Source organism: Moraxella nasovis, assembly GCF_022701215.1.
GTDB lineage: Bacteria > Pseudomonadota > Gammaproteobacteria > Pseudomonadales > Moraxellaceae > Moraxella > Moraxella nasovis.
Genome location: NZ_CP089976.1, coordinates 1,413,280 through 1,437,084, shown reverse-complemented (window position 1 = coordinate 1,437,084; position 23,805 = coordinate 1,413,280). Strand labels below are relative to the sequence as shown.

Sequence of the window (23,805 nt, the reverse complement as noted above, 5' to 3'; positions counted from 1 at the left end):
ATGGCTGGCTATATATCAGTCGCTTTAGATTAACAACCACCCACTACTTACTCATCACAGCATCATTTATTAATGCCTTACAATCTTGTCATAAAATTATGCTAAACTATTGCCTATTAATTGTTTAACTTAGGAAAATGACATGAACCCAATTCTACCAAATGAAGAAATCCGCATCACAGACGGCAGTCATGTTGCTTTACATTTTGAAGTTTCTTTAATGAGTGGCGAAGTAATTGACTCCACCTTTGGACTTGATACGCCCGTTACACTAACCATCGGCGATGGCAGCCTACTAGAAGGCTTTGAGAAAGTGCTAATTAACCTAAAAGCAGGTGACACACGCACCGCTCATCTACCACCCGAGCAAGCATTTGGGGTGTGGAATGCCGATAATGTGCAAAGTTTTGCTAAAGCCCAGTTTGCCCTATCTGAACCAAACCCCACCAAAGGAATGATGATGGAGTTTACTGATAAAGGTAAAAACACGCTCACAGGCGTGATTAGCGAAGTAAATGAAGACACCGTCAAGGTGGATTTTAATCATCCACTTGCAGGACAAGATGTACTATTTAAGGTGCAAATTTTCAAGGTAACGCCAAAAGGTGAACACGCATTACAACTTCGCTAATGGCTGCATAAGAAACATTGGGGTAATTATTTAAGCCTAAGTTGAAAAATATTAACAATTTTATAATAAAAATCAATTTGCCTTATACGTTTCTTTTAGTTATAGTATAACTATAAATCACAACCCCCCCCCTAGTTAGAGTAACTTATGAGAGCAGTATTGTTAGCAACCTTAGCAGCTGGTGTAGCTCTTACTGGTTGTCAAGCGGTTCAAGATGTCGCCCAAAAAACCAAAGAAGTCGTCGTAAAGCCTGTTGTAAATGCTGTAAAAAACGATGGCGATTACACAGGTTCTTATCAGTGCTTTTTAAATGGCGACCATCTTGGCGATAAAGCACATGTGGTAACCACCTACAAGCCTAATGCAAATATTGCATTCACCCAAATTAGTGCTGAAAGCTTAGGTTTAGACAGATATAACGCTAAGCTTAAAAGCAAGTCTGCTGCATCAGGTGAGCGTTATGCGAACGATAAAATTGATTGGCACGCCAAAGGTCACGAAGCCGTCTTAACCTTAAAAGTTGGCAAACAAAAACACTTACAGTACGCCTGTGGTCTCGACGGTCAAGTAAAAAAATAAACCATTATTACTGATTAAAACACGCTTTTTATTGAGCGTGTTTTTTTATGGCTGGCAATCCTAATCAAGCAACCAAATCATAATGGTAATGACCCTTTTACCGCTTTAGTACGATGTCATGCAGTCGCTGCAATCCAAGCTCCATGTTTTTTTGGAGCGTCTCTGTCAGATCTTTTCGTGTCATACCATTAGGATAAATCGGATCAAGCGGTAAGACATAAGCAGTAATCTTCCCGTTATCCATCACCCTAAGCAAGCTATCTGCCATCGTTCGTTTGCCATAATATGCCGCATCATCAGACAGCTTACCATCACGATCCACATAAGCGATCACAAGCGGGCAAACTGGCAGCCCTGTATCTAGCGATGATTGCAGTAGCTTACCATGGATTTTCTTAATCGCCTTGCCATCTGTTGTGGTCGCCTCTGGAAAAAACACCACAGAAGATCCACTCTGTAAGAATTCAGTAATCTGATCAGAGACAGAATTGGCATCACCTGATCCACGCTTAATGAACAGCGTTCCGCCTGCTCGCGCTAGACGTCCAAAGATGAACCAGTTAGCAATCTCTGCTTTTGATAAGAAAAACACAGGAGCGACACTTCCCACCACAGGAATATCCAGCCAGCTGATGTGATTAGATACCCACAGCCCATGCTTTTGTGGCACAGGTTCAACTTGCACGACATTCACACCAAACGAATTTGCCATTTTACGACAAAAGGTCTGAATGTACTTTGGTAGAATCTCTCTTTGTGGCTGTGTGAATGCACCAATCTTATAAGCGGCACGAAATCCGCCGACGATAGATTGACCCATGCCGAAGATTGTCTTAGCTCGACCATATTGTTTACTGATGAAATTTGCCATACTCATTTTCACACTTGGCTAAAAATATGTACAAGCGTACTCTGAAAATCAAAAAAAATCAAGCACTACATCACCAAAGTGGCGATGTTAGTTCACTAAGCGTGCAATGCTTGGTAAATTGTGCGTGCTAAGACCCTGCCAATACCCTTGACATTAGCAATCTCATCTTCTGATGCACCGAGCAACTGACTGATACCACCAAAATGCGTCAATAAATCTCGCCTACGTTTTGGACCAAGATTGGGAATAACTTCTAGCACAGATGAGCTTCTTGCCCTATCCCGCTTTTTGCGGTGTGCCGTGATGGCAAAACGATGAGCCTCATCTCGTACCTGCATGATCAAATGCAACGCCTTATGGTCTGGCGGTAAATCAATCGGCTCGTGGTTTATAAAATGCAATACCTCAAGCCCTGCCTTTCGCCCCTCGCCTTTTGCCACTCCGACAAGCAAGGTCTCATCTAGTTTGCCAAGCTCGCTAAGCACTTCTTTGGCGATATTTAGCTGCCCCCTGCCGCCATCAATCAGTAGCAAATCTGGCAAGGTATGCTTGCTGTAACGGCGTGTTAGCACCTGTCTCATGGCTGCATAATCATCACCACCTGTAATGCCAGATATGGCATACTGACGATAATCTCGTCGCCTAGATCCACCTGCATCAAACACCACACAGCTACCTACTGCCATCTCCCCCATCGTATGACTAATATCAAAGCACTCTATGCGATTTACTGCTCGACTGCTGACTTTAGCTAAGACGTCCTGTAAAGCGGTGAATCGGCTTTGTAATTCATAAAAATCATAAAGCTTAGCATGTACCGCATTTTTACTGTTTAGCCTAGCAAGCGATAACCATTCCGCTCTGTGGGTCTGTACAACATCCTTAATGGCGACTTTTTTGCCAAAATGCTCATCTAGCAAGGCGATAATCGCTGTCTTATTTGGCAACTTCTCACTGACGATAATCTCGCTTGGCACATCATCGCTCACTTGAAAATAAAACGACGCCAAAAACTCTGCTAAGCGTTCGGCATTTGTTTTATCCTCGATCATAATCTCATCGATAAAATAATTCTTACCGCCCAAAACTTGCCCGCCACGCACCGTCAACACATGCACACATACCACGCCTGCCTCTATATTTATGGCAAAAACATCCGCCTCACCGCTTAGGCGATACACAGCTTGGCGTGCCTGCATCTCAGTTAGCATGGCTATCTTATCACGATAAAAAATTGCTCGCTCAAAGTCCATCGCCTCACTGCTTTCTTCCATCTTCTTAGCCAAAGAATTTTGCACTTGCCCTGTCTTGCCATTTAAAAAGTCAATGGCATTTTGTACATCGCCTTGGTATTCTTCTTTTGTCACAAATCCCACGCAAGGTGCTTTACAGCGTTTGATTTGGTATTCTAGGCACGGTCTTTTACGACTGGCAAAATTACCATTTGAGCAGTCTCGTATCATAAACAGTTGCTTAATCAATTCAATTGACTGCTTAGCACCATAAGCTGAAGGATAAGGGCCAAAAAACCGCCCTTCGGCATGATTCCCCTTACCTCGACCGACACTAATTTTTGGGAATTTATCAGTAGAAACATACACATACAGATAAGATTTATCATCTCTTAAAATGATATTATAAGGCGGTCTGTTCGCCTTAATGAGATTTTGCTCAAGTAAAAGTGCCTCTGTCTCACCACGCACGACGATAATCTCAATGTCATAAATCCGCTGTACCAACGCCTTAGTCTTTGGGTGATCAATGGTTTTTATAAAATAACTAGACACTCTGCTTTTAAGCGATTTTGCCTTACCGACATATAAAATCTCGCCATGCTTGCCAAGCATTTTATACACACCCGGTAAATTTGGCAGTGATTTTAAGATGTGAGCAAGGTGCTCTTTTTTATGGCTTGAGTGCATGTCGTTAATATCTATCATCGTATATTTGTAGTCACTTAAAACATCTGTTTATTTAAATAAAACCCCACCGATAGGCAAGCTGTCGGCGGGGTTTTATTGACTATTTGGGAAAGTCGCAACTTATGCGTCTTTTTTTGCACCCAATTTTTCTTTAATACGTGCTGATTTACCAGAACGGTCACGCAAGTAGTAAAGTTTGGCACGACGTACATCACCACGACGCTTAACAGAAATGCTGTCAATTAGTGGTGAGTGTAGCTGGAATGCACGCTCAACGCCAACGCCGCTTGAAATTTTACGCACAGTAAAAGCAGAGTTTAGACCACGGTTACGCTTAGCGATAACCACGCCTTCAAATGCTTGCAGACGCTCACGGTCGCCTTCACGAACTTTCACTTGCACAACAACAGTATCACCTGGTGCGAATGCAGGGTGGTCTTTTAGTTGTGAAGTTTCAACAGCTTGAACTAAAGGGTGTTTGTTGCTCATGGATTTTCTCCGATAAATGACATAGGCTATTATGCAAAGGCAACCTTTGTTATGTGGTTTAAAGGACGCTTGTCATTGTTATTTTGGGCAGTTTATCTTTTGACAAAACTGCTAACCTGAACCACACAGGCAAATAAAAACTTGCGTATTTTATATAAAATTTAACAAAAAATCAAGTTATTTTCATACTTAGCATATCAAAGCCACAATCCCCCAAGCTTTCACTTGAGGGATTGTGTGCGTCAGGCTGACAAATTACATCATGCCGCCCATACCACCCATGCCAGCACCCATTGGCATGGCAGGCTCTTCTTTTGGCAAGTCAGTAATCATCACTTCTGTGGTGAGCATAAGACCTGCTACGCTTGCTGCGTGTTCTAACGCTGAGCGAGTAACTTTAGCAGGGTCTAAGATACCCATCTCAATCATGTCGCCATACTCGCCTGTAGCAGCGTTATAGCCATAGTTGCCTGTGCCGTTTTTCACCGCATTGATAATAACACTTGCTTCATCGCCAGCGTTCGTTACGATTTGACGAAGTGGGGCTTCGATGGCACGTTTTAGGATGTTAATGCCTGCTGTTTGGTCGTCATTATCACCTTTTACGTCATTTAGTGATGATAATGCACGCACCAAGGCAACGCCACCACCTGCAACCACGCCTTCTTCTACTGCTGCACGAGTAGCATGTAAAGCATCATCCACACGGTCTTTTTTCTCTTTCATTTCAGTTTCAGTAGCCGCACCAACTTTAATGACTGCCACACCACCTGAAAGTTTCGCAACACGCTCTTGTAGCTTTTCTTTGTCATAATCTGATGTAGATTCTTCTACTTGGCGACGGATAGATTCAACACGTGCATCAATCTCAGATTTTTCACCCGCACCATCTACAATCACGGTGTTTTCTTTACCGACAGTCACTCGCTTAGCTGTACCAAGATGAGCAACTTCTGCTGTTTCTAGCGATAGACCTACCTCTTCAGAGATAACCGTACCGCCTGTTAGGACAGCGATGTCTTGCAACATGGCTTTACGTCTGTCACCAAAGCCTGGAGCTTTTACAGCACACACTTTTAGACCGCCACGCAAGTTATTCACCACAAGCGTTGCTAAAGCTTCGTTTTCTACGTCTTCTGCAATGATAAGCAGCGGACGACTCGTTTGCATGACTTTTTCTAATAGTGGCACGATTTCACGGATGTTGCTGATTTTTTTATCCACAAGCAAAATTGATGGATTGTCAAATTCACAAGTTAGGCTATCAGGCTTATTTGCAAAGTATGGGCTGATATAGCCACGATCAAACTGCATACCTTCAACAACTTCTAACGCATCTTCAAAGCCTGAGCCTTCTTCTACGGTGATAACGCCTTTTTTGCCGACTCTTTGCATGGCTTCAGAGATAAGCTCGCCAATTTTTACGTCAGAGTTAGCAGAGATTGAGCCAACTTGAGCGATGGCTTTATCGTCGTTAGCTGGTGTTGAGATGGCGTGGATTTCATCTACCACAAGACGGGTGGCTTTATCAATGCCACGCTTAAGATCCATCGGATTCATGCCAGCAGCCACTGACTTCATGCCTTCAGTTAGGATAGCTTGAGCAAGTACGGTCGCTGTCGTTGTGCCGTCACCTGCCACATCGTTTGTCTTAGACGCAACTTCACGCACAAGCTGTGCACCCATATTCTCAAACTTATCTTCAAGCTCAATTTCTTTGGCGACAGACACACCATCTTTGGTAATGGTAGGTGCACCAAATGACTTATCAATCACTACATTACGACCCTTAGGTCCAAGCGTCACCTTAACAGCATTTGCAAGAACGTTTACGCCATTGATCATCTTTTCACGAGCAGTTGCTCCAAAATTGACATCTTTTGCCATGATTTTTCTCCAGTTATTGTGTCTATGTTAGTAAAGTTGCCACCAACTCTAGGCGGACTTTTGCAATTTTAAAACCAAACAATATTGGCGATAATTAACTTTTAAAATTTAATAGCTTTTAAAATTTAAGCTTCTAAAACGCCAAACACATCGCTTTCTTTCATGATAAGCAGCTCTTCGCCATCAACCTTGATCGTCTGACCTGCATATTGACCAAATAATACGATATCGCCAACTTTAACATCTAATTCACGCACGCCATTATCGGTAACTTGACCACCACCGACTGCAAGCACTTTACCTTGTTGTGGTTTTTCTTGGGCAGAACCTGGTAATAAAATACCACCTGCGGTCTTTTGCTCTTCTTCAGTGCGGCGAACGACGATACGATCGTGTAGGGGACGAATTTTCATGATAACTCCATTAATTTGTTAATAAATTATAAAAATCTATGAACCCAACAAGGGGTTGGCTTAAAAGTGGTGCTTTTGGGGGAAAATTTCAAGCAGTTTTTATGAAAAATTTTTAGACAGTATCAAAAAACAATATTACAGCTTTGTTGATTTTTGCAACTTTGCCTTGAAAAAGCAGCTATTGTTGGTCATTATGAAATAGTATTCATCACAAAAGTTTTTAATTATGAAATTAACAACCCTACTAAAAGTTGCTGCCACTACCACGCTAATCAGCACAGCTGCCGCTCACGCTGCTGGCGACTTAGATTTTAATGCCACTTACGTACTAAATGCTGATGGCAAAAAAGGCGTAGCAACTCGTACACTAAGCCACCATAAAAACGACTATCACTACACTGTATCTGCTAAGGCCGCCTTGATTGCAAAGTTAAACCAAAAATCAAACTTTACTGTCATCAATGATGTCATTACGCCAAAAACTGCGACCATGTCGGTAAAATTTGCTGGCATTGGCAACACTCATGATGTTAGATTCATCGGAAAAACAGTCGTCAGCACCTATAAGGACAAATCTGCTTCTTTACAAATGAATGGGCAAGCCTATGATGATCTTAGCCTTGAAACTAAGATTCGTCAGGAATTAATGAATAATAAATTTACGGGCAGTTATAACCTAGTCAAAAAAGACAGCATTGAGAAAACTAAGTTTAAAAAGGCAGGAGCAAGCAAACTGACTGTGCCTGCTGGAACGTATGATGTGGTGCGTATCGACCGCATACACGAAGATAAAGATCGTGCGACCAGTTTTTACTTAGCGCCTAGCCTAAACTACCTACCCATCAAAGTTAGTCAAAAAAATGATGGCAAGGTTATCATGATGGAATTAACTAAGATTAACTAATCGTTATTTTTAGTTAGTTATCTGTTAATTGTCTATTAGCTTGATGCATGGGTGGCAATCTTCTTAGAAGAATAAATAGCCATGCATTAATCATCAATAATAATACAAATTCTACCACAAAAAACGCTTGCACTCCTAGCGGTGCGTAAGCGTAAATCTTAGTCAGCATATCTAAGCCTGCATTCCCCAAATAAATCAGCGTCAGCATACTTATAAAAATCAGCGGATATGGCGACTTGCCACGCATGACGATGCCACTAAGTAGTAACACTGGCAATAAGACGACTAATTGCCAAGCCATACCTGCCATGATGACCTTTACATAAGGCATACCCACAATAATCGGCAGCACGAGTAGCCGACAAATAATCCATACAATCCAAGTGATCCACAGTTTTTGGCGGATAGGCTTGATGGGTTTTGGGGTAGATTGTGCTTTTGGTTTTGGCATGATATGGGCTTATTATAAGTGATATATCACAGCATTATAACCAAAACCCCTAAAAAACGCCACGATTTACACTTAAGCCTTCTTGTGTTTCACAAAACATACAAGTTTTTATTTTAAAAATTGCTCAAGATTTGCTACACTAGACATACCAAGAAGCAACCAAATTATTCTTATGACAAATTTTTTAAACAAACTTCCTTTTGCTCACCATAGCTGGTTTATGTACCTTCGGCTATTAGTTCGTCATTTCTTAGAAGATAATTGTACCCAAAAAGCAGCCAGCTTAACTTATACTACGCTGCTTTCTCTTGTGCCGATTTTAACGGTTATCTTAGTCATGCTATCAAGCGTACCTGCCTTTGAAGGTGTACGCGGACAGATGGAGCACCTGATTTACGACAATCTTTTACCATCATCAAGTGCTCAAATCGGCGGATATATCCAAAATTTCGCTGAAAAATCGAGCAATTTAGGTATTGTGGGTGTGCTTGGTGTTTTTGTTACCACCATCATCACACTTGTCACGATTGAAACAGCATTTAACGACATTTGGCGTGTCCAAGAACGTTCAGGTGGCATGAAAAGTGTCATTCGTTACTGGGCGATGATTACGCTTGGTCCTATTATTTTGGCGGTCGCATTCGGTGCATCTAGTGCCATACAAAGTGCTGATTTCTTTAATCGTCAAGTGGCAGGTTATGGCATTGATTGGGGTATTTGGGCATACTTAGTATCTTTATTGATAGCCGTATCAGGCTTTGTGGGTATGTACTGGTTTATTCCTAAAGTTCAAGTGCCATTTAAGAATGCTGCCATTGCAGGGATAATTGTTGCCATTTTGTTTGAGACACTCAAGCAAATTTTTGGGACAGTCATGACCAACTTCACCAGTTATGAAGCCATTTATGGTGCGTTTGCTGCGATTCCTATTTTCTTGATGTGGCTGTATTTGTCTTGGAATATCATCTTGCTTGGGGTAGAGATAAGCTACACGCTTTCCATCTTTGATACCAAAGAAGTGCCAGTACGCCACCCACTATTAAGCTTGCTTGATATGCTAAATTTGGCGTATAAGCGTCATAAAGACAGCAGCACAGTTAGCGAGCATGAATTGCGCCGAGTGCTTGGTCGCAAAGAATTACCAAAATGGAGTACCTACATCGCTCAACTTGTTGATAGCAGACTTATCACACGTACCAAAGATGATGAATACATCCTAAAAACTGACCTAAGTACGCTTAATCTTTGGCAGTTTTATAAGAATTTACCTTACCCCTTACCTATTAAAGATGAGCTTGATGGTCTAAAATCAGCTGATTACGACCCTTGGTTTGTTGAGCTGTATGGGCATTTGGTACGCATCGAACGCACTGCAAAAAACGAGCTAAATATGCCGCTATCGTATCTACTAGATACAACACCTTTGCGTGAAAAGCAAGAAATCGTTCGTATTGTCGCTGAAGATACAGGTGAACACGGCGATAGCTCAATCGGCTTTGATCACGATGCAGGACTGACGACAGACGCTAATAATAACACAATCGTTATCCCACATGGTCAGGCAGCATTCACCGAAAGCAATCTAACTAAAACCCTTCGCTTGGTTCGTAAGTTGCGTCACTTTTTTGGTAAAAGTAAAAAAACCATAAACGATATTAAGCGTGGCTTTAATTAATACCGCCACCAAAAAAGCCACTCGTTACGGGTGGCTTTTTCATATCTAACATTTGCCAAACTTAAAAAAAAGTCTGTACAACCTTACCAAATAATTCATCACCTAAAAATGGCGTGTTCTTACCCTTAGATAATATAGACTGCTTGGTAACTTGCCACGCTTGATTTGGGTCGATAAGCACCGCTCCACCAATCTGCTCATAATCAGTAATTCCTGCAATGTTAGCAGGATTTAGGCAGATTTTTTCCACAAGCTGTGTATCGGTCAAAACGCCATCTGCCACAAGCTGACAAGCAAGCGATACAAAAGTATCAAAGTTACTAATGCCTGCCACACTCTCAGCAAATGGCATTAGCTTATCTGTGCTTGATAATGGTTCATGATGGCTACAGATAGCGTCAATCGTTCCATCTGCCAAGCCCTGTCGCAAAGCCCTTTGGTCGGTATTAGAGCGAAGTGGCGGATACACATGGGCGTTGGCGTTATAGCCTTCAATATCATCATCAGTTAAAAACAGCTGGTGCATGGCAACATCACAGGTAATCGGTAAGCCCCTAGCCTTGCCAAACCGCACCAAATCCACAGAAGTTCGGCAAGTCAGCTGGCTAAAATGAGCACAAATTCCCGTCTCTTCTACCATCAAAATTTGCTTAGCAAGTGCGACGGTCTCAGCAAGCCAAGGAATACCTGCCAATCCATGATAGCTTGCGATGTAACCATCATGTGCCACTCCTTTTGATAAACTTGGCTCATCTGGGTAGAAGAACACCTTAATATCAAAGGCTTTAGCATATTCTAATGCTCTTAACAATACTTCGTCATTTGCAAAAGCAAAGCGGGCATTGCTAACACCAATTGCCCCGCCTGCCTTAATGTCAGCGATGTTAGCAAGCTTTTCGCCTTTTAGACCTTGGGTTAGTGCCCCTAACATATGTAAATTTAGTCCATGATTGGCAGCTTTTTCACGAACCTCTTTAAGCAGTGAGCTAGACTCTCGCACCGCACCATCATCAGGCGGTGTGCACACGTGCAAAATGCCATTTTTAATCGCTGTCTGACATTCATGGGTAAATGATGTGCCATCACCAAACTTATTTAGGCGTGCACACAGATCTACGATGGGCGGTATAAGCCACTTTTCATTCGTGTCTGTCGTTATGTTTTTGGTATCAAATTGCCAAGTTTTAGGAAGTAAATTTTTCATAGTATCGCCTTAAATTTAAAGAATCAATTACCCTTTGGACTGTTCTTGCCCACGCATTGCCATTGCCATCACCGCCATACGCACAGCAATGCCGTTATTGACTTGCTTTAAGATAACCGACTGCTCACCATCTGCCACATCAGATGCAATCTCTACACCTCGATTCATCGGTCCTGGGTGCATAACGATGGCATTTGGCTTGGCAAGGTTTAGCCTATGCTCATTAATGCCATAGTGCTTAAAGTATTCGCTTGTTGATGGCAGTAGTGGCGAGCCGATACGCTCATTTTGAATACGAAGACCGATAATCACATCACAATCTACCACGCCTTGATTAATGTTGTCACATACATTTACGCCATAACGCTCTATGCCTTTAGGTAATAATGTGCGTGGAGCAATAACCCTTAAATCCTTAACGCCAAGCGTCTGCAAAGCACAAATATCCGAGCGTGCCACACGGCTATGCTTAATATCCCCCACGATAGCCACACTTAAGTCATCAAACGCCTTGCCTTTTTGTACCACTTCACGGTGAATGGTCAGCATATCTAGCATGGCTTGGGTTGGGTGGGCATGCCAGCCATCGCCTGCATTGATGATGGCGACATTTGGCGTTACTTGAGTTGCCATAAAATGTGCTGCACCACTCGACGAATGACGCACGACAAACATATCACTGCTCATCGCCTCAAGATTCCACAACGTATCAGATAGACTTTCTCCTTTGCTCGTTGAAGAGCGTGCAATATCAAGATTAAGTACATTGGCACCTAGACGTTTTTGGGCAGCCTCAAAAGTTGTGCGTGTGCGAGTTGAGTTTTCAAAAAATAAATTCATCACCGTCTTGCCAGCAAGTTCATCGGTATTTATCAGCCGTCCATCAGCGTCAAAATAGCCCATCGCCTTATCGATGATATTCTCAAGCTGTGTGCGTCCAAGCCCTTCGACACCCAAAAAGTGGCGGATACCACCGCTGGCTGTGATTTGGGGCTTAGACATGGCATGATCGAGACGAGATTTTATAGGGTTAGAGTGGTTCATAATACGACCTTTGACTTAGTATTTATTAGCTTGTGCATTTTAGCGGATTTTCTTAAAATGAAAAAGCCTTAATGAAAAAAAGGTGCGTTAATAGCACCTTTTAAATCAACTAAAACGGAACATACTGACGAATGCACGCTTCATTAATCTGACTTAAAGAAAACTGCCATTTAGGGTTTTTGTCTTTATCAACCAATAAGGCTCTCACGCCTTCTTTAAAATCGCCTTGCTGTACGCACTGGATAGCGACGGCTTTTTCTATCTTAAAGATGTCATCAAGCGATAAATCGTGTGTTTTTAGATGGTGGTAAATATGCCAAGTGATGGCTTTAGTGAGTGCTGAGCCATTTTGATAGCTATCAATAGCCGTCTGGATAAAGCTACTGTCGCCTGCATATTCTTGAAGGGCTTTATCCACAAGCAATAGATCGCCTGCGTTCATCAATGCATTAATCTTAGCAAAATTTGGCAATATTTCACCTTGTGCTAAAATATCAGTGCGGTGAAACTGCTGCAAAAAGGCGGTCAGTCGATGATGATTTAAGTCATCATCAGCAAAGCTGACCTTGGTTAGCCCATCAAGCACCGCTTCAAACTGCTCATGCTCGATGGCAAAATCTGCCAAACCCAAGTAAAGAGCGTCATCGCCATTAAATCTAGCTCCTGTCAAGCCCAAAAACAGCCCCACTTTTTCCATCATACGATTTAAAAAATAAGACGCTCCCGCATCAGGAAATAGCCCAATGGATACTTCAGGCATTGCCATTAGTGTGCTTTGGGTGACAACCTTATGACTTGATGCTGCATGCAGCCCTAAGCCGCCGCCCATAACAATGCCGTTACCCCACGATAACACAGGCTTACAATAGGTATGCATATTATACATTAGCCCATACTCACACCCAAAAAATTCCTCCGCCTCATCAGCATTGGTATAAAGCGACTTAATATCGCCTCCTGCACACAAACTCTTATCACCTGCACCATGCAGCACGACCATTGCTACGTTGTCATCGTTTGCCCAGTCGTCTAAGGTCTGTGCGGTAAATTTCACCATCTCAAGATTTTGGGCGTTTAACGCTTTTGGTCTATTTATGGTGATAACACCAATGCTTTTATCGCCATTTGTAGGCATCAAGCGTGCTTGCATTAAGTCTGTCATGGTCAATCCTTGTTCGTTTTATGTATTCACTAATCGTTTAATCACTTGTTGATTATACAAAAACCACACCAAAAAACCAACCACTTTACCAATTGAGTTTTGGCAAAAGTCGTATTTTTGATTATAATAATAAGCGAACCCATCAATATGTGCTTATCTTATGTATTTTTTATTATCACCCGCCAAAAACTTAGACGAAAAAACGCCCGTGCCACTTGATATAACCACAGGCACGCCTGCTTTAATTGATGATGCAATCACCTTAATGCAAACACTAAAAAGCTGCGACGTTATTGATATTCAAGAGCTTATGGGGGTGTCTGCTAAGATTGCCGAGCTTAACGTCGTTCGTAATCAGCATTGGTGCTATCCGTTTGATGAAAATGCCAAGCCAGCTGCTTATTTATTTGACGGCGATGTCTATACAGGGCTTGACGCCTATCAGCTTAACCTAGATGAAATGAACTACCTAAACTGCCACTTGGGCATCTTATCAGGTCTATACGGACTGCTAAAACCACTAGATATGATGTTGCCTTATCGCCTTGAAATGGGTACAAAATTTAAAACGCCACATGCTGATGATTTATATCAATATTGGGGAGATAAAATCACCACGCTCATCAATCAGCACATGCAACATAACAAGCAAAGCACGCTCATCAATCTGGCTTCTAACGAATACTATAAAGCAGTGCAGCCCAAGAAAATTAAAGCACGCATTATTACGCCACGCTTTGAAGATGAGAAAAATGGCAAATATAAAGTAGTTAGTTTTTATGCCAAGAAAGCTCGCGGACTTATGGTAAATTTTGCCGCTAAAAATCAAATTACCAACCCTGATGACTTAAAGCAATTTAACACCGATGGCTATTATTTTAAGCCTAATCTTAGCGATGATAAAACATGGGTATTCCAACGTAACGAACAGCTGTAACTAAACTCCATTAAAAAAACGCCCAACTCATATCGGTTGGGCGTTTTTATAGATGATGATTAAACTTAATCATCCACTGCCTGAATGGCGGTCAGTGCAATCGTATATATAATATCATCCACCAAGCAACCACGAGACAAGTCATTCACAGGCTTGTTTAGACCTTGGAGCATTGGACCAACACTAATCACGCCTGCGGTACGTTGTACCGCCTTATACGTGGTGTTACCTGTGTTTAGATCTGGGAAGATAAATACATTTGCTTCACCTGCAACTTTTGAGTTTGGTGCTTTTGACTTGCCCACACTTGGCACGCTTGCTGCATCAAACTGCAACGGGCCATCTACTGCCAGCTGTGGTGCTTTTTCACGCACGATTTGTACAGCAGCTTTGACTGTATCGACATCTTCACCTGAACCTGAATTCATGGTAGAGTAACTAATCATAGCAACTTTAGGCTCAATCCCAAAGGCACGGGCAGACTGAGCTGACTGAATAGCAATCTCTGCCAACTGTTCGGCTGTTGGGTTTGGATTGACAGCACAGTCACCATAAACAACCACTTGCTCAGGTAGCAACATAAAAAATACAGACGACACTAAAGAGTATTCTGGGGCAGTCTTGATCAGCTGAAATGCAGGGCGAATCGTATCGGCTGTCGTGTGTACCGCACCTGACACCAGCCCATCGACATCACCCACATAAAGCATCATCGTTCCTAACACGACAGTATCTTCTAGGGCTTGTTTAGCACCTGCTTCATCAAGCTTACCCTTGCGGCGTTCTACCATGGGTGCGATATATTTGTCAGCGATACTGCTTGGGCAGATGATTTCGATGCCTTCTGGCAGGCTAACACCACGCTCAGCTGCTACGCTTGCAATCTTCTTGGGATCGCCAAGTAACACGCACTGGGCGATACCACGCTCTTGGCAGATGGCAGCCGCAGTGATGGTGCGTGGCTCTTCACCTTCTGGCAGTACGATACGCTTTTTGGCAGCTTTGGCTTTTTCTACGACAGCGTGGCGAAATGCCGATGGTGATAAGCGAGCAGGACGATCATTTACTTTGATAAATTCATTAGCATCGCCGTCTTCACTCACCTTTGCCACGACACGCTCACCAAAGGTTTGCTCAGCAATGGCAAAAAGATTTTCGTTGTCACCCACTAAGATTACATCTGCATCTAAGGCATAAGCTAAGCGAACGTTGACAGTATCAGCATATGTATGTGTTGTACTAACCCCCTGAACAAGCTTAATGTCATCATCAGCTGCATTCACTTGAGCAAATACCACTTCTAGTAAATCGCCCAACTTACCCTTTGCCAACACCTCTTCAAACCGATCTTGTCCAAGCGACTTGATGGGATCAAAGACGGCTTTATTGGTCTTATTTACAACGTTTGTCACATCCGCTTGTCCGACTGGCACAAATAAAAAAGTTGTCATGATTTTACCTTTTGTGTTTTAAATTAGACATAAATGACAAATGCCAAAAGCCCTTTTATAAAGACTTCTAGCATTTGCATAAATCTTATAGACCTAAAATCTCACGAGTTTCACTCATGATTTGGTATTCTTCATCAGTTGGAATTACCCAAAGCTCAATGGCAGAATCATCAGCATGAAAGCTACCTTCTGCACCACGGATTAGTGCATCATTCTTGGCTGTGTCAATTTTTGCACCCAAGTGTTTTAGATGGGCGACGATTTTACCACGCATGTCTGCACCGTTCTCACCAATACCGCCTGTGAAAGCCACACCAGTCAATACTGGCAAGCCAGCTGTCAGACTTAGTAAATATTTAGCGACACGATAGGCGAACATCTCAAGAGAAAGGATAGCGTCCTGATTGCCTTCTGCAGCAGCTTGCTCAAGGATTCTCATGTCATTTGAGACGCCCGACACGCCCAAAAGACCGCTCTTTTTATTTAATAAAGTATCCACTTCTTCAAGCGATAAGCCAAGTGTGCGATGAATGTGCAAATGAAAACTTGGGTCGATATCGCCTGAGCGTGTACCCATCATCAAACCTTCAAGCGGTGTAATACCCATGCTTGTGTCCATGCTTTTCCCATTATAGACAGCAGTCGCTGAGCAGCCATTACCTAAGTGTGCCACAAGCCAGCCTTTATCGCCGTCTTGGGTGGTTAGCTTACTGGCACGGTTTGATACATAGTTATGGCTTGTGCCATGAAAGCCGTAACGGCGGATTTGATGGTCAGTGTATAGCTGTTTTGGCACAGCATAGCGATACGCATGAGCGGGCATAGTTTGATGAAATGCAGTATCAAAAATCGCAACTTGTGGTAACTTAGGATAGATGTCATTAATCGCTTTAATGCCAAGGGCGTTGGCAGGATTATGTAAAGGAGCAAGGGTTGCCAATTCTTCGATGGTCGCCAAGACTTCTTCATTAATCACAGTCGCTTTAGTAAACTTATCGCCACCATGAACCACACGATGCCCTACAGCCACAGGCTGGTATTCTTTGATAAGATCGCCTAAGATGATTTGCAAAGCTTCAGTGTGAGCACCGCTATTTGGGATATTAATGTCAACTTTAGAGCCGTCTAGGTTCTTATGCTTAATGCGAGCGTCTGTATTGCCTAGTGCTTCGGCAAGCCCTTCGATACGAGTTTCGCCATCTTCGCTAATTAGGGCGTATTTAAGTGATGATGAACCACAGTTTAAAACTAACGTTGGGTTGATTAATGACATGAATTATCCTTTAAATTGGAAAGAAAGATGAAATTATTATAACATAAGTAAAAACCGTAACAAGTCTTTATATTTGACATTAGTTCAATGAAAATATTTAAAAATAGGCTAAATTTAGTCCAATTTCCCGCCTAAAACCAACACTTATGATACAATAATATCTTTTATAATGGATATGATAATGAAAACTTTAGTTTATGCTTTTAGCGGCTTAGTTGCCATCATTTGCCTAACAAGTTGTGGTCAAAAAGGGGCGTTATACCTGCCAGCTGATCATACCACCAAAAAAGACAATTTTTTATTACCAAAATTCACAAAGCACCTTGACAAAAAAGCCCATCAAGACGACATCGACAAACAAAGCGCAGACCAAAGCTACTAACAACATAGACTTAAATCCAAACGAGACGACCATGACAGACAGCCTAACCATCGACCCCATCACTCTTACCGACGCTCTGCCGTTTATTGAGTATCGCAACAACCATCTGCACATCGATGGCGTGAATGCTCATGACTTAGCAAGCACTTATCAGACACCGCTTTATGTCTATAGCAAAAACGCCATTTTAGGGCAACTAAACGCCTATAAATCTGCCTTTAGTGCCATCAATCATCAGATATGCTTTGCGGTAAAATCCTGCTCAAACCTAGCTGTGCTAAAGCTACTTGCCAAACATGGGGCAGGCTTTGATATCGTCTCAAAAGGAGAGCTTGCTCGTGTATTACAAGTTACCGATGGCAAAAAAGTCGTGTATTCTGGCGTTGGTAAAACCAGCGATGACATTGCCTTTGCGTTACAGGCTGATATTGACTGCTTTAATGTAGAAGCGATGAGCGAGCTTGATTTGATTGATTCAGTTGCCAAGCAGCTAAACAAAAAGGCTCGTATCTCTATTCGTGTCAATCCTGATGTCGATGCCAAGACACACCCCTACATTTCAACAGGAATGCGTGATAATAAATTTGGCATTTATAACGCCATACATGCTTATCAATACGCCAAAAGTCTAACCAACCTTGAGATTGTCGGCATTGATTGTCATATCGGCTCACAGATTCTTGAAATATCGCCCTTTAAAGACGCTTTAGATAAAATCATCGAGCTAATTGACGAACTTTCCAAGATTGGTATCAAGCTGCATCACATTGACCTTGGTGGTGGCTTAGGCGTGCGTTATATTGATGAAAACCCAGCTAGCATCCAAGACTTAGCTGATGAGCTTATGCCAAAACTGAAAGCACTTGGGCTAACGGTCTATTTAGAACCTGGGCGTAATATCGTTGCTAATGCTGGCGTGCTACTCACCAAAGTAGATGTATTAAAACCAACCGAATTTAAGAACTTCGCTGTGACTGACGCTTCTATGTGCGAACTACTTCGCCCTGCTTTATATCAGTCGGTGATGGCAATCATTCCTGCAACACTCACCGATGCTGCTACACAAACTTGGACGCTTGTCGGCTCAGTGTGTGAATCGAGCGATGTTCTTGGCGATAATCGCAACCTAGCTTTATCCGTTGGCGATTTACTTGCTATTACAGGAGCAGGGGCGTATGGTTTTAGCATGGCAAGCAACTATAATAGCCGTCCACGTCCAGCTGAGATACTTTGTGATAACGGCACACATCGCACCATCAGACAGCGTGAAACGCTAGAAGACCTATGGCGTGGGGAATGTGCATAATAACGCCACCATTAAGCTTATCTTTACCGCCCCCAGATACAATAAGTGCGTGAAATATCGCACTTTTTTAATCATAAGAACACTAAGATAATTTTAGGGCTGTTTGTCAAACATTAGCTAAAATCATGAAGGCGTGATAAGATAGCTATACAAAAATAGCAAAAAGGAGATGAATAAATGTTGATTGAATTTACAAAAATGCACGGGCTTGGCAATGATTTTATGGTGATTGACCTTGTAACCCAAAGAATGGATTTAAACACTGACTTGGTGCGTCTGCTTGCCGATCGTCACTTAGGCGTGGGGTTTGATCAGCTTTTAATCGTTGAGCCGCCAAGTCGTCCCGATGTTGATTTTAAATACCGCATTTTTAACAGTGATGGCACAGAAGTTGAGCAATGTGGCAATGGGGCTCGCTGCTTTATGTCGTTCGTGCAAGCTCGCAAACTCACCTTTAAACAACGCCTAAAAGTCGAAACTGCAAGCGGTATTATCACGCTTGCCACCGATCGTCACGGCTGGGTTCAAGTTCAGATGGGTAAGCCTAAGTTTGAACCACGGGATATTCCATTTGCACCGACTGCCATCACCAAAGTAGGTAACGCCTATCGTCTAAATGTTGATGGCGAACCAATTCAACTGTATGTTGCCAACATGGGTAATCCGCACGCCATCATCAAAGTAGATGACGTTATGGCTGTAGATGTGGCGCGAATCGGCAAAGCTATTGAAAGCCATGAAGCCTTCCCAGATCGTGTAAATGTCGGCTTTATGCAAGTGGTGAATCAGCGTCATATCCGCCTGCGTGTCTATGAGCGTGGCGTCGGTGAGACCCAAGCGTGTGGCACTGGGGCTTGTGCAGCTGTCGTTACTGGCATTCGTGAAGACTGGCTTGATGAAGGAGAAGATATTAGAGCTCAGCTGTATGGTGGCAGCATGGCAATTCGCTGGCAAGAAGGCTATTCAGTACTTATGACAGGTCCGACAGCCTTTGTCTATGAAGGGGTATTTAGCCCAAATGGTCTAGCAGCTCGTGCAGGTATTGAACTAACACCAAACCCAAGCGATCATGACGTCACATCATAACACGCCTAGACACCATAGGCAGATGGGTAACCTAAGATATGTCTAATGCCATGCGACTGTCGCACGCTCTTACTGCGTTGCCTCAAGATTTACCAGCAAAAGACATTCCGCCCAAGCATTGGGCGGTGGCAGAAGCTTGGCTTGATAAGCTTAGCTTACAAAACTATTCTGCACACACAGTAGATGCTTATCGTGCCACACTTTGGCGTTTTTTGAGCTTTATTGATGACAGTCGCCGACTTAAAGGCGATTATTTGGCATGTGATAAAAAAGATTTAGCCACTTTCTTAAGCATACGCCTTGAACGAGACGGCATTAAGCCTATCAGTGCCAAGCAAGAAATCAGTGCCATACGTAAATTTTATGCCCATCTCATTGAAAATGGTAAAGCTGCCACCAACCCCACCACAGGTTATCGCCTAAAATCAGACCCTAGGGCGTTGCCCAAAATCGTTGATGTGGATTTAATGGCACATCTACTTGATCAGCCTATGCCAGATGATGCAAGCCAAGCACGACTGTGGGTGCGAGATAGAGCCATGTTTGAGCTGATGTACAGTAGTGGGCTAAGACTGTCTGAGCTTGTCGGTCTTGATACCCACGACATTAACCTAAAACAAGGCATTGTGAGAGTGCTTGGCAAAGGCAATAAACAGCGTATCGTCCCTATTGGTCAAAAGGCAATTGATGCACTAACTTTATACCTACCTCACCGAGATCTATGGCAAGAAAGCACAAACGCCTTATTCGTCAGCGAACGCCATGGCACAAGGCTATCTACTCGTGCCGTGCAGTTACGTCTAAAAACGCTGGCTAAAAACGCTGGTATCGATCACAATCTATACCCCCATCTTTTGCGTCATTGCTTTGCCTCTCACCTTCTATCTTCTAGTGGTGATCTGCGTGCAGTACAAGAAATGCTTGGGCATAGCGACATCAGCACCACACAAATCTACACTCAGGTGGATTTTAAAGCACTCACACAAGTGTATGACAAGACCCACCCAAGAGCCATCGCCCATAAGCTCAATACTAAAAAATAAATCCTACCCATCATCTAAATAGCACCTAAAAAAAGCCCAGCTCAAGCTTTGAACTGGGCGGTGGAGAAATTGTTTTAAAAATTATAGCGCATTAGAACTTATAGTTCACACCAACACGGAAATCACGTCCTACAGCTGGTAGTGTCGTGCCACGCTGACTGTGCGGATAGTACAATTTATTAGCAATGTTATTTACCGCAAAGTTTACATTTAGCGTATCATTACCGTATGGCTTCCAGTTAGCAAAAATATCACCCGTATTATAAGCATCGCGAATTGTTGGGGCAGTATCACGTGCAAGCACACTTTCAGAAGCACCTTCAACTACACGCACTCTAGCACCTAGCTCTAAGTTTGGTTCATTAAACTGATATGCCAAAGACCCCGTCCAAGTGCGTCCAGTCTGCACTGCAAACTCAGGATTGGCACTAAGCAGCTTATCTTTATGCGTGTCATAAAGACGTGGTTTGCTCTGTGCCACGCCTGCACGAGCCGTCCAGTTACGATCTTTATACGATACGCCAAGCTCATAACCGTGGTTTTTAATGTAACCTGCATTTGTAATTTGCTTAATCACAAGCTTATCGTCTTGACCTTCATGACGATTTTGCGGATTGGCAAGAGCATCGTCAATTTTTTGCCAGAAGTAACTGCCATCAACGGTTACATTTCCTGCTTTATAATTAAAGCCAATCTCGGTATTTTTTGCTTTTTCAGCAACTGTGCCATCAGCAATCGTAGTTACACCACGATTTGGCTTACTGTGTGCCAAAAGAGCGTCGTATAGACGTGGGCTACGGCTAGCATAGTTATGTGTCGCACTTAGACTAAGCTCAGGTGTTGCTTGATAAATCACACCAAAACTTGGGTTGATTGCACTATCTGAAACTTTTTTACCATCAACTGCTTCAAAATCAAAGCGGTCATAACGCAAGCCTGCCGTTAATGTCAGATTACCAATGTCTTTGATTGCTTCAGCATAAACGCCCACATCAGTCTTATTCGGATTTCTAAGCTCAATGCGTCCATCGTACTTATGTTTTTTATTTGGATTTCTTGCCAAATCCGCCTGATAAGCAGCATTAACGTCATTTTCAAAGAAAGTATGTGGCTGCACTTCTTGATTGCGATAGTTAATACCATATTTAACCAGAGTATCTTGCACTGTACTGTCTAAATTTAGGTTTAAGCCCTTAGTTTTAATGGTGGTTGTAGTCTCACCTGCAATGTTGCCACAGTAACCACAGCCTGAATCATCTGCTGAATAACGTTTATTGTTCATGACATAAGCATTGGCTTTTGCTGTGTCAGCGAATCCTAAATTACTTGCCGTCCATTCAAGGTTGGTGTTATCGACACTTATCTCACGATAGGCAGGTACTTGTCGTTTTGCACTAGTGCGGTTATCTTCCCATATTTTCTTTTGTGCATTCCAAACCTTGCGGTCATCGACAGTGAACTCTTCACGTACCGTACGCACACCTTTATTGGTATTTTTCATATGACTTAGTACGAAACGGTGATTGTCTAAATTAACACCCACTTTTGCCAGCAAGCCCACTTTATCAAGTCCGCTATACGGCACATACGACTTATCGTCTATACCATTTTTAAAGGCACCGCCTGCATCGTAGTTCTTAGAATTAACACGATTATACGCCACCAAGGCATCAACATTACCTGTCTTGCCAAATACACTTGCTTTATAAGAATGCTCATTATTGCTAGCATAGCCAAAACCTACTTTCGCTCCATAATTCTTATCTGAACCTACTAACAAATCTTGAGCTTCAACCGTCTTGGCAACAATCGCACCATTGGTCGCTCCAATACCTGCCGATGCTGAGCCTGCACCTTTTTGCACAGAGACAATTTTTACTAGTTCAGGGTCTAACATGTGGCGACCTTGATGGTATAGAATTTGACTATCGGAATACGCATCATCTATCTTTAAATCCACTGAGTTTTGACCCATGCCGCGAATGGCAATGAATTGCGATGTGCCATTACCGCCACCAAACTCAATAGCGGGTTCATCAGATAACAAACCTCGTAAATCTGTCTCGGTGCGTGCATCTTTTTCTTTGAGTGTAACCACGTTGGTTTGCACCTTTGTACCCTGACGGTTAACCACAAAGTGATCTGACGCCAACTGAACCACAGGAGTGGTCTCAGCATGTGCAACGCTTGCCATAACAGCAGCCAGCGGTAATAAGACGAAGGGGTGTTTTTTCATGAATATTTCCTTTTGTTAGCATAAGTAGTACAACCTTTGCATATATTAAACAATTCTTTCATGAATATCAATAAAAATAATAGTCATTTTCATTTTTATTTGTAATTATTGTCTTGCCAATAAAAAAACGCCTGATTTAAGGCGTTATACGTTACTACTTTGGCTTACTTTCTCCAAATGCGTTTATACTTATCTAGTAGCTCGCTATCACTTTCTAGGCGACTTTCATCCTTAATGATACAGTCAACTGGACAAACCTTATCGCACGTCGGCTCATCATAAAATCCTACACATTCAGTGCAAAGATCAGGGTTAATCACATAAGTTTTTTTAACCTTTGGGTCATAGCTGATGGCATCATTTGGGCATTCAGGTTCGCAGATGTCGCAGTTGATGCAGTCAGTGGTGATTTTTAATGCCATAATATTGATTTTATATCTGTATTAGAGCGTAAGCTTACTCATTTGTCATGCATAATTTTTATAAATTTTGCCGTTATTTTAGCATATTCTGTAATTGAACGCATGGCTAATGTCTTTATGCAAAAAAAAATAATAGTCATTATCCAATCCATTAATGCTACACCTAACGGGTATGTTTGTTTAATTGTCTTAGCTGCTTTGTTTTGGCGTAAATTTTTTCCTGTTTTGCGTATTTTATACGAAATAGGAAAAATAACTGGTTTAATTTTAACCAAAAATTTATTACCGTTAAAACAAAACCCCTTGAAACCATTACGTTTCAAGGGGTTGTATATGGTAGGCGTAAACGGACTCGAACCATCGACCCCCACCATGTCAAGGTGGTGCTCTAACCAACTGAGCTATACGCCTAAAGTGCAACTATTCTACCAAATTTT

Annotated in this window: 21 protein-coding genes, 1 tRNA gene and 1 pseudogene; 9 read left to right on the top strand and 14 right to left on the bottom strand. The window is 42.5% G+C overall.

The annotated features are described in order from the left end of the window. Positions 1 to 142 precede the first annotated feature (142 nt). Both LU293_RS07000 and LU293_RS06995 read left to right on the top strand, forming a co-directional pair. Complete coding sequence (locus LU293_RS07000) at positions 143 to 631, top strand: FKBP-type peptidyl-prolyl cis-trans isomerase (protein ID WP_242746735.1); 489 nt, start codon at positions 143 to 145, stop codon at positions 629 to 631. A 147-nt stretch (positions 632 to 778) separates the two neighbouring features. Then, complete coding sequence (locus tag LU293_RS06995; RefSeq protein ID WP_242746732.1) at positions 779 to 1,210, top strand: MliC family protein; 432 nt, start codon at positions 779 to 781, stop codon at positions 1,208 to 1,210. A 97-nt stretch (positions 1,211 to 1,307) separates the two neighbouring features. Here the strand turns inward: LU293_RS06995 and LU293_RS06990 are convergent, their stop codons facing one another. The 5 genes from LU293_RS06990 to LU293_RS06970 all read right to left on the bottom strand — a co-directional run bounded on the left by LU293_RS06990 (position 1,308) and on the right by LU293_RS06970 (position 6,795). Continuing rightward, positions 1,308 to 2,081 (bottom strand): lysophospholipid acyltransferase family protein, encoded by a 774-nt coding sequence (locus LU293_RS06990; RefSeq protein WP_242746729.1) that lies wholly within the window; start codon positions 2,079 to 2,081, stop codon positions 1,308 to 1,310. A gap of 95 nt (positions 2,082 to 2,176) precedes the next feature. Then, positions 2,177 to 4,021 (bottom strand): excinuclease ABC subunit UvrC, encoded by a 1,845-nt coding sequence (gene uvrC / locus LU293_RS06985; RefSeq protein WP_375540325.1) that lies wholly within the window; start codon positions 4,019 to 4,021, stop codon positions 2,177 to 2,179. Between the two features lie 102 nt (positions 4,022 to 4,123). After that, positions 4,124 to 4,492 carry a 50S ribosomal protein L19 gene (gene rplS, locus LU293_RS06980; protein ID WP_242746727.1) on the bottom strand — a complete coding sequence of 123 codons (369 nt, stop codon included), beginning with the start codon at positions 4,490 to 4,492 and terminating at the stop codon, positions 4,124 to 4,126. A gap of 255 nt (positions 4,493 to 4,747) precedes the next feature. Further along, complete coding sequence (groL, locus tag LU293_RS06975) at positions 4,748 to 6,382, bottom strand: chaperonin GroEL (RefSeq protein WP_242749710.1); 1,635 nt, start codon at positions 6,380 to 6,382, stop codon at positions 4,748 to 4,750. Positions 6,383 to 6,504: 122 nt separating this feature from the next. Further along, positions 6,505 to 6,795: a co-chaperone GroES gene (locus LU293_RS06970; protein ID WP_242749708.1), complete on the bottom strand. Its 291-nt coding sequence runs from the start codon at positions 6,793 to 6,795 to the stop codon at positions 6,505 to 6,507. Positions 6,796 to 7,018: 223 nt separating this feature from the next. Here LU293_RS06970 and LU293_RS06965 point away from each other — a divergent pair, with 223 nt between their 5' ends. Then, the gene (locus tag LU293_RS06965) at positions 7,019 to 7,696 is read left to right on the top strand and encodes a DUF3108 domain-containing protein (RefSeq protein WP_242746725.1); all 678 of its coding nucleotides are present in this window, start codon (positions 7,019 to 7,021) and stop codon (positions 7,694 to 7,696) included. Between the two features lie 13 nt (positions 7,697 to 7,709). On the opposite strand, the gene LU293_RS06960 is transcribed toward LU293_RS06965, so the two are convergent. After that, positions 7,710 to 8,147 (bottom strand): hypothetical protein, encoded by a 438-nt coding sequence (locus tag LU293_RS06960; protein WP_242746723.1) that lies wholly within the window; start codon positions 8,145 to 8,147, stop codon positions 7,710 to 7,712. A 172-nt stretch (positions 8,148 to 8,319) separates the two neighbouring features. On the opposite strand from LU293_RS06960, the gene LU293_RS06955 reads away from it, so the two are divergent. Beyond that, positions 8,320 to 9,822 carry a YihY family inner membrane protein gene (locus LU293_RS06955; protein ID WP_242746721.1) on the top strand — a complete coding sequence of 501 codons (1,503 nt, stop codon included), beginning with the start codon at positions 8,320 to 8,322 and terminating at the stop codon, positions 9,820 to 9,822. 61 nt (positions 9,823 to 9,883) lie between these two features. Here LU293_RS06955 and LU293_RS06950 read toward each other — a convergent pair whose 3' ends face one another. The 3 genes from LU293_RS06950 to LU293_RS06940 all read right to left on the bottom strand — a co-directional run bounded on the left by LU293_RS06950 (position 9,884) and on the right by LU293_RS06940 (position 13,232). Further along, positions 9,884 to 11,026 (bottom strand): dihydroorotase, encoded by a 1,143-nt coding sequence (locus LU293_RS06950; RefSeq protein ID WP_242746719.1) that lies wholly within the window; start codon positions 11,024 to 11,026, stop codon positions 9,884 to 9,886. Between the two features lie 27 nt (positions 11,027 to 11,053). Beyond that, a complete protein-coding gene (locus LU293_RS06945; RefSeq protein WP_375540363.1) occupies positions 11,054 to 12,028 on the bottom strand; it encodes an aspartate carbamoyltransferase catalytic subunit in 975 nt (324 codons plus the stop codon). Between the two features lie 151 nt (positions 12,029 to 12,179). Then, positions 12,180 to 13,232 carry an enoyl-CoA hydratase/isomerase family protein gene (locus LU293_RS06940; protein ID WP_242746713.1) on the bottom strand — a complete coding sequence of 351 codons (1,053 nt, stop codon included), beginning with the start codon at positions 13,230 to 13,232 and terminating at the stop codon, positions 12,180 to 12,182. Positions 13,233 to 13,392: 160 nt separating this feature from the next. Between LU293_RS06940 and yaaA the strand changes: the two genes are divergently transcribed. Then, positions 13,393 to 14,169 (top strand): peroxide stress protein YaaA, encoded by a 777-nt coding sequence (gene yaaA / locus LU293_RS06935; RefSeq protein ID WP_242746711.1) that lies wholly within the window; start codon positions 13,393 to 13,395, stop codon positions 14,167 to 14,169. 65 nt (positions 14,170 to 14,234) lie between these two features. Here the strand turns inward: yaaA and pta are convergent. Together pta and LU293_RS06925 are read right to left on the bottom strand one after the other, a co-directional pair. After that, positions 14,235 to 15,419: pseudogene (gene pta / locus LU293_RS06930) on the bottom strand (phosphate acetyltransferase); the annotation flags it as partial. A gap of 286 nt (positions 15,420 to 15,705) precedes the next feature. Continuing rightward, entirely contained in the window at positions 15,706 to 16,893 is a 1,188-nt protein-coding gene (locus tag LU293_RS06925; RefSeq protein WP_242746708.1) for an acetate/propionate family kinase, read from the bottom strand. Positions 16,894 to 17,074: 181 nt separating this feature from the next. Between LU293_RS06925 and lptM the strand changes: the two genes are divergently transcribed. From lptM to LU293_RS06905, 4 genes are all read left to right on the top strand, one after another. After that, positions 17,075 to 17,275 carry an LPS translocon maturation chaperone LptM gene (gene lptM / locus LU293_RS06920; protein ID WP_242746703.1) on the top strand — a complete coding sequence of 67 codons (201 nt, stop codon included), beginning with the start codon at positions 17,075 to 17,077 and terminating at the stop codon, positions 17,273 to 17,275. Positions 17,276 to 17,279: 4 nt separating this feature from the next. Next, positions 17,280 to 18,581 (top strand): diaminopimelate decarboxylase, encoded by a 1,302-nt coding sequence (lysA, locus tag LU293_RS06915; protein WP_375540362.1) that lies wholly within the window; start codon positions 17,280 to 17,282, stop codon positions 18,579 to 18,581. A 177-nt stretch (positions 18,582 to 18,758) separates the two neighbouring features. After that, complete coding sequence (dapF, locus tag LU293_RS06910; RefSeq protein ID WP_242746698.1) at positions 18,759 to 19,667, top strand: diaminopimelate epimerase; 909 nt, start codon at positions 18,759 to 18,761, stop codon at positions 19,665 to 19,667. 38 nt (positions 19,668 to 19,705) lie between these two features. Further along, the gene (locus LU293_RS06905; RefSeq protein ID WP_311195305.1) at positions 19,706 to 20,710 is read left to right on the top strand and encodes a tyrosine recombinase XerC; all 1,005 of its coding nucleotides are present in this window, start codon (positions 19,706 to 19,708) and stop codon (positions 20,708 to 20,710) included. A gap of 91 nt (positions 20,711 to 20,801) precedes the next feature. Here the strand turns inward: LU293_RS06905 and LU293_RS06900 are convergent, their stop codons facing one another. From LU293_RS06900 to LU293_RS06890, 3 genes are all read right to left on the bottom strand, one after another. Continuing rightward, entirely contained in the window at positions 20,802 to 22,946 is a 2,145-nt protein-coding gene (locus LU293_RS06900) for a TonB-dependent siderophore receptor (protein WP_242746694.1), read from the bottom strand. A gap of 164 nt (positions 22,947 to 23,110) precedes the next feature. Then, a complete protein-coding gene (locus tag LU293_RS06895) occupies positions 23,111 to 23,368 on the bottom strand; it encodes a YfhL family 4Fe-4S dicluster ferredoxin (RefSeq protein WP_242746693.1) in 258 nt (85 codons plus the stop codon). A gap of 334 nt (positions 23,369 to 23,702) precedes the next feature. Beyond that, positions 23,703 to 23,779: transfer RNA gene (locus LU293_RS06890), tRNA-Val, on the bottom strand. Between the last annotated feature and the right edge of the window lie 26 nt (positions 23,780 to 23,805).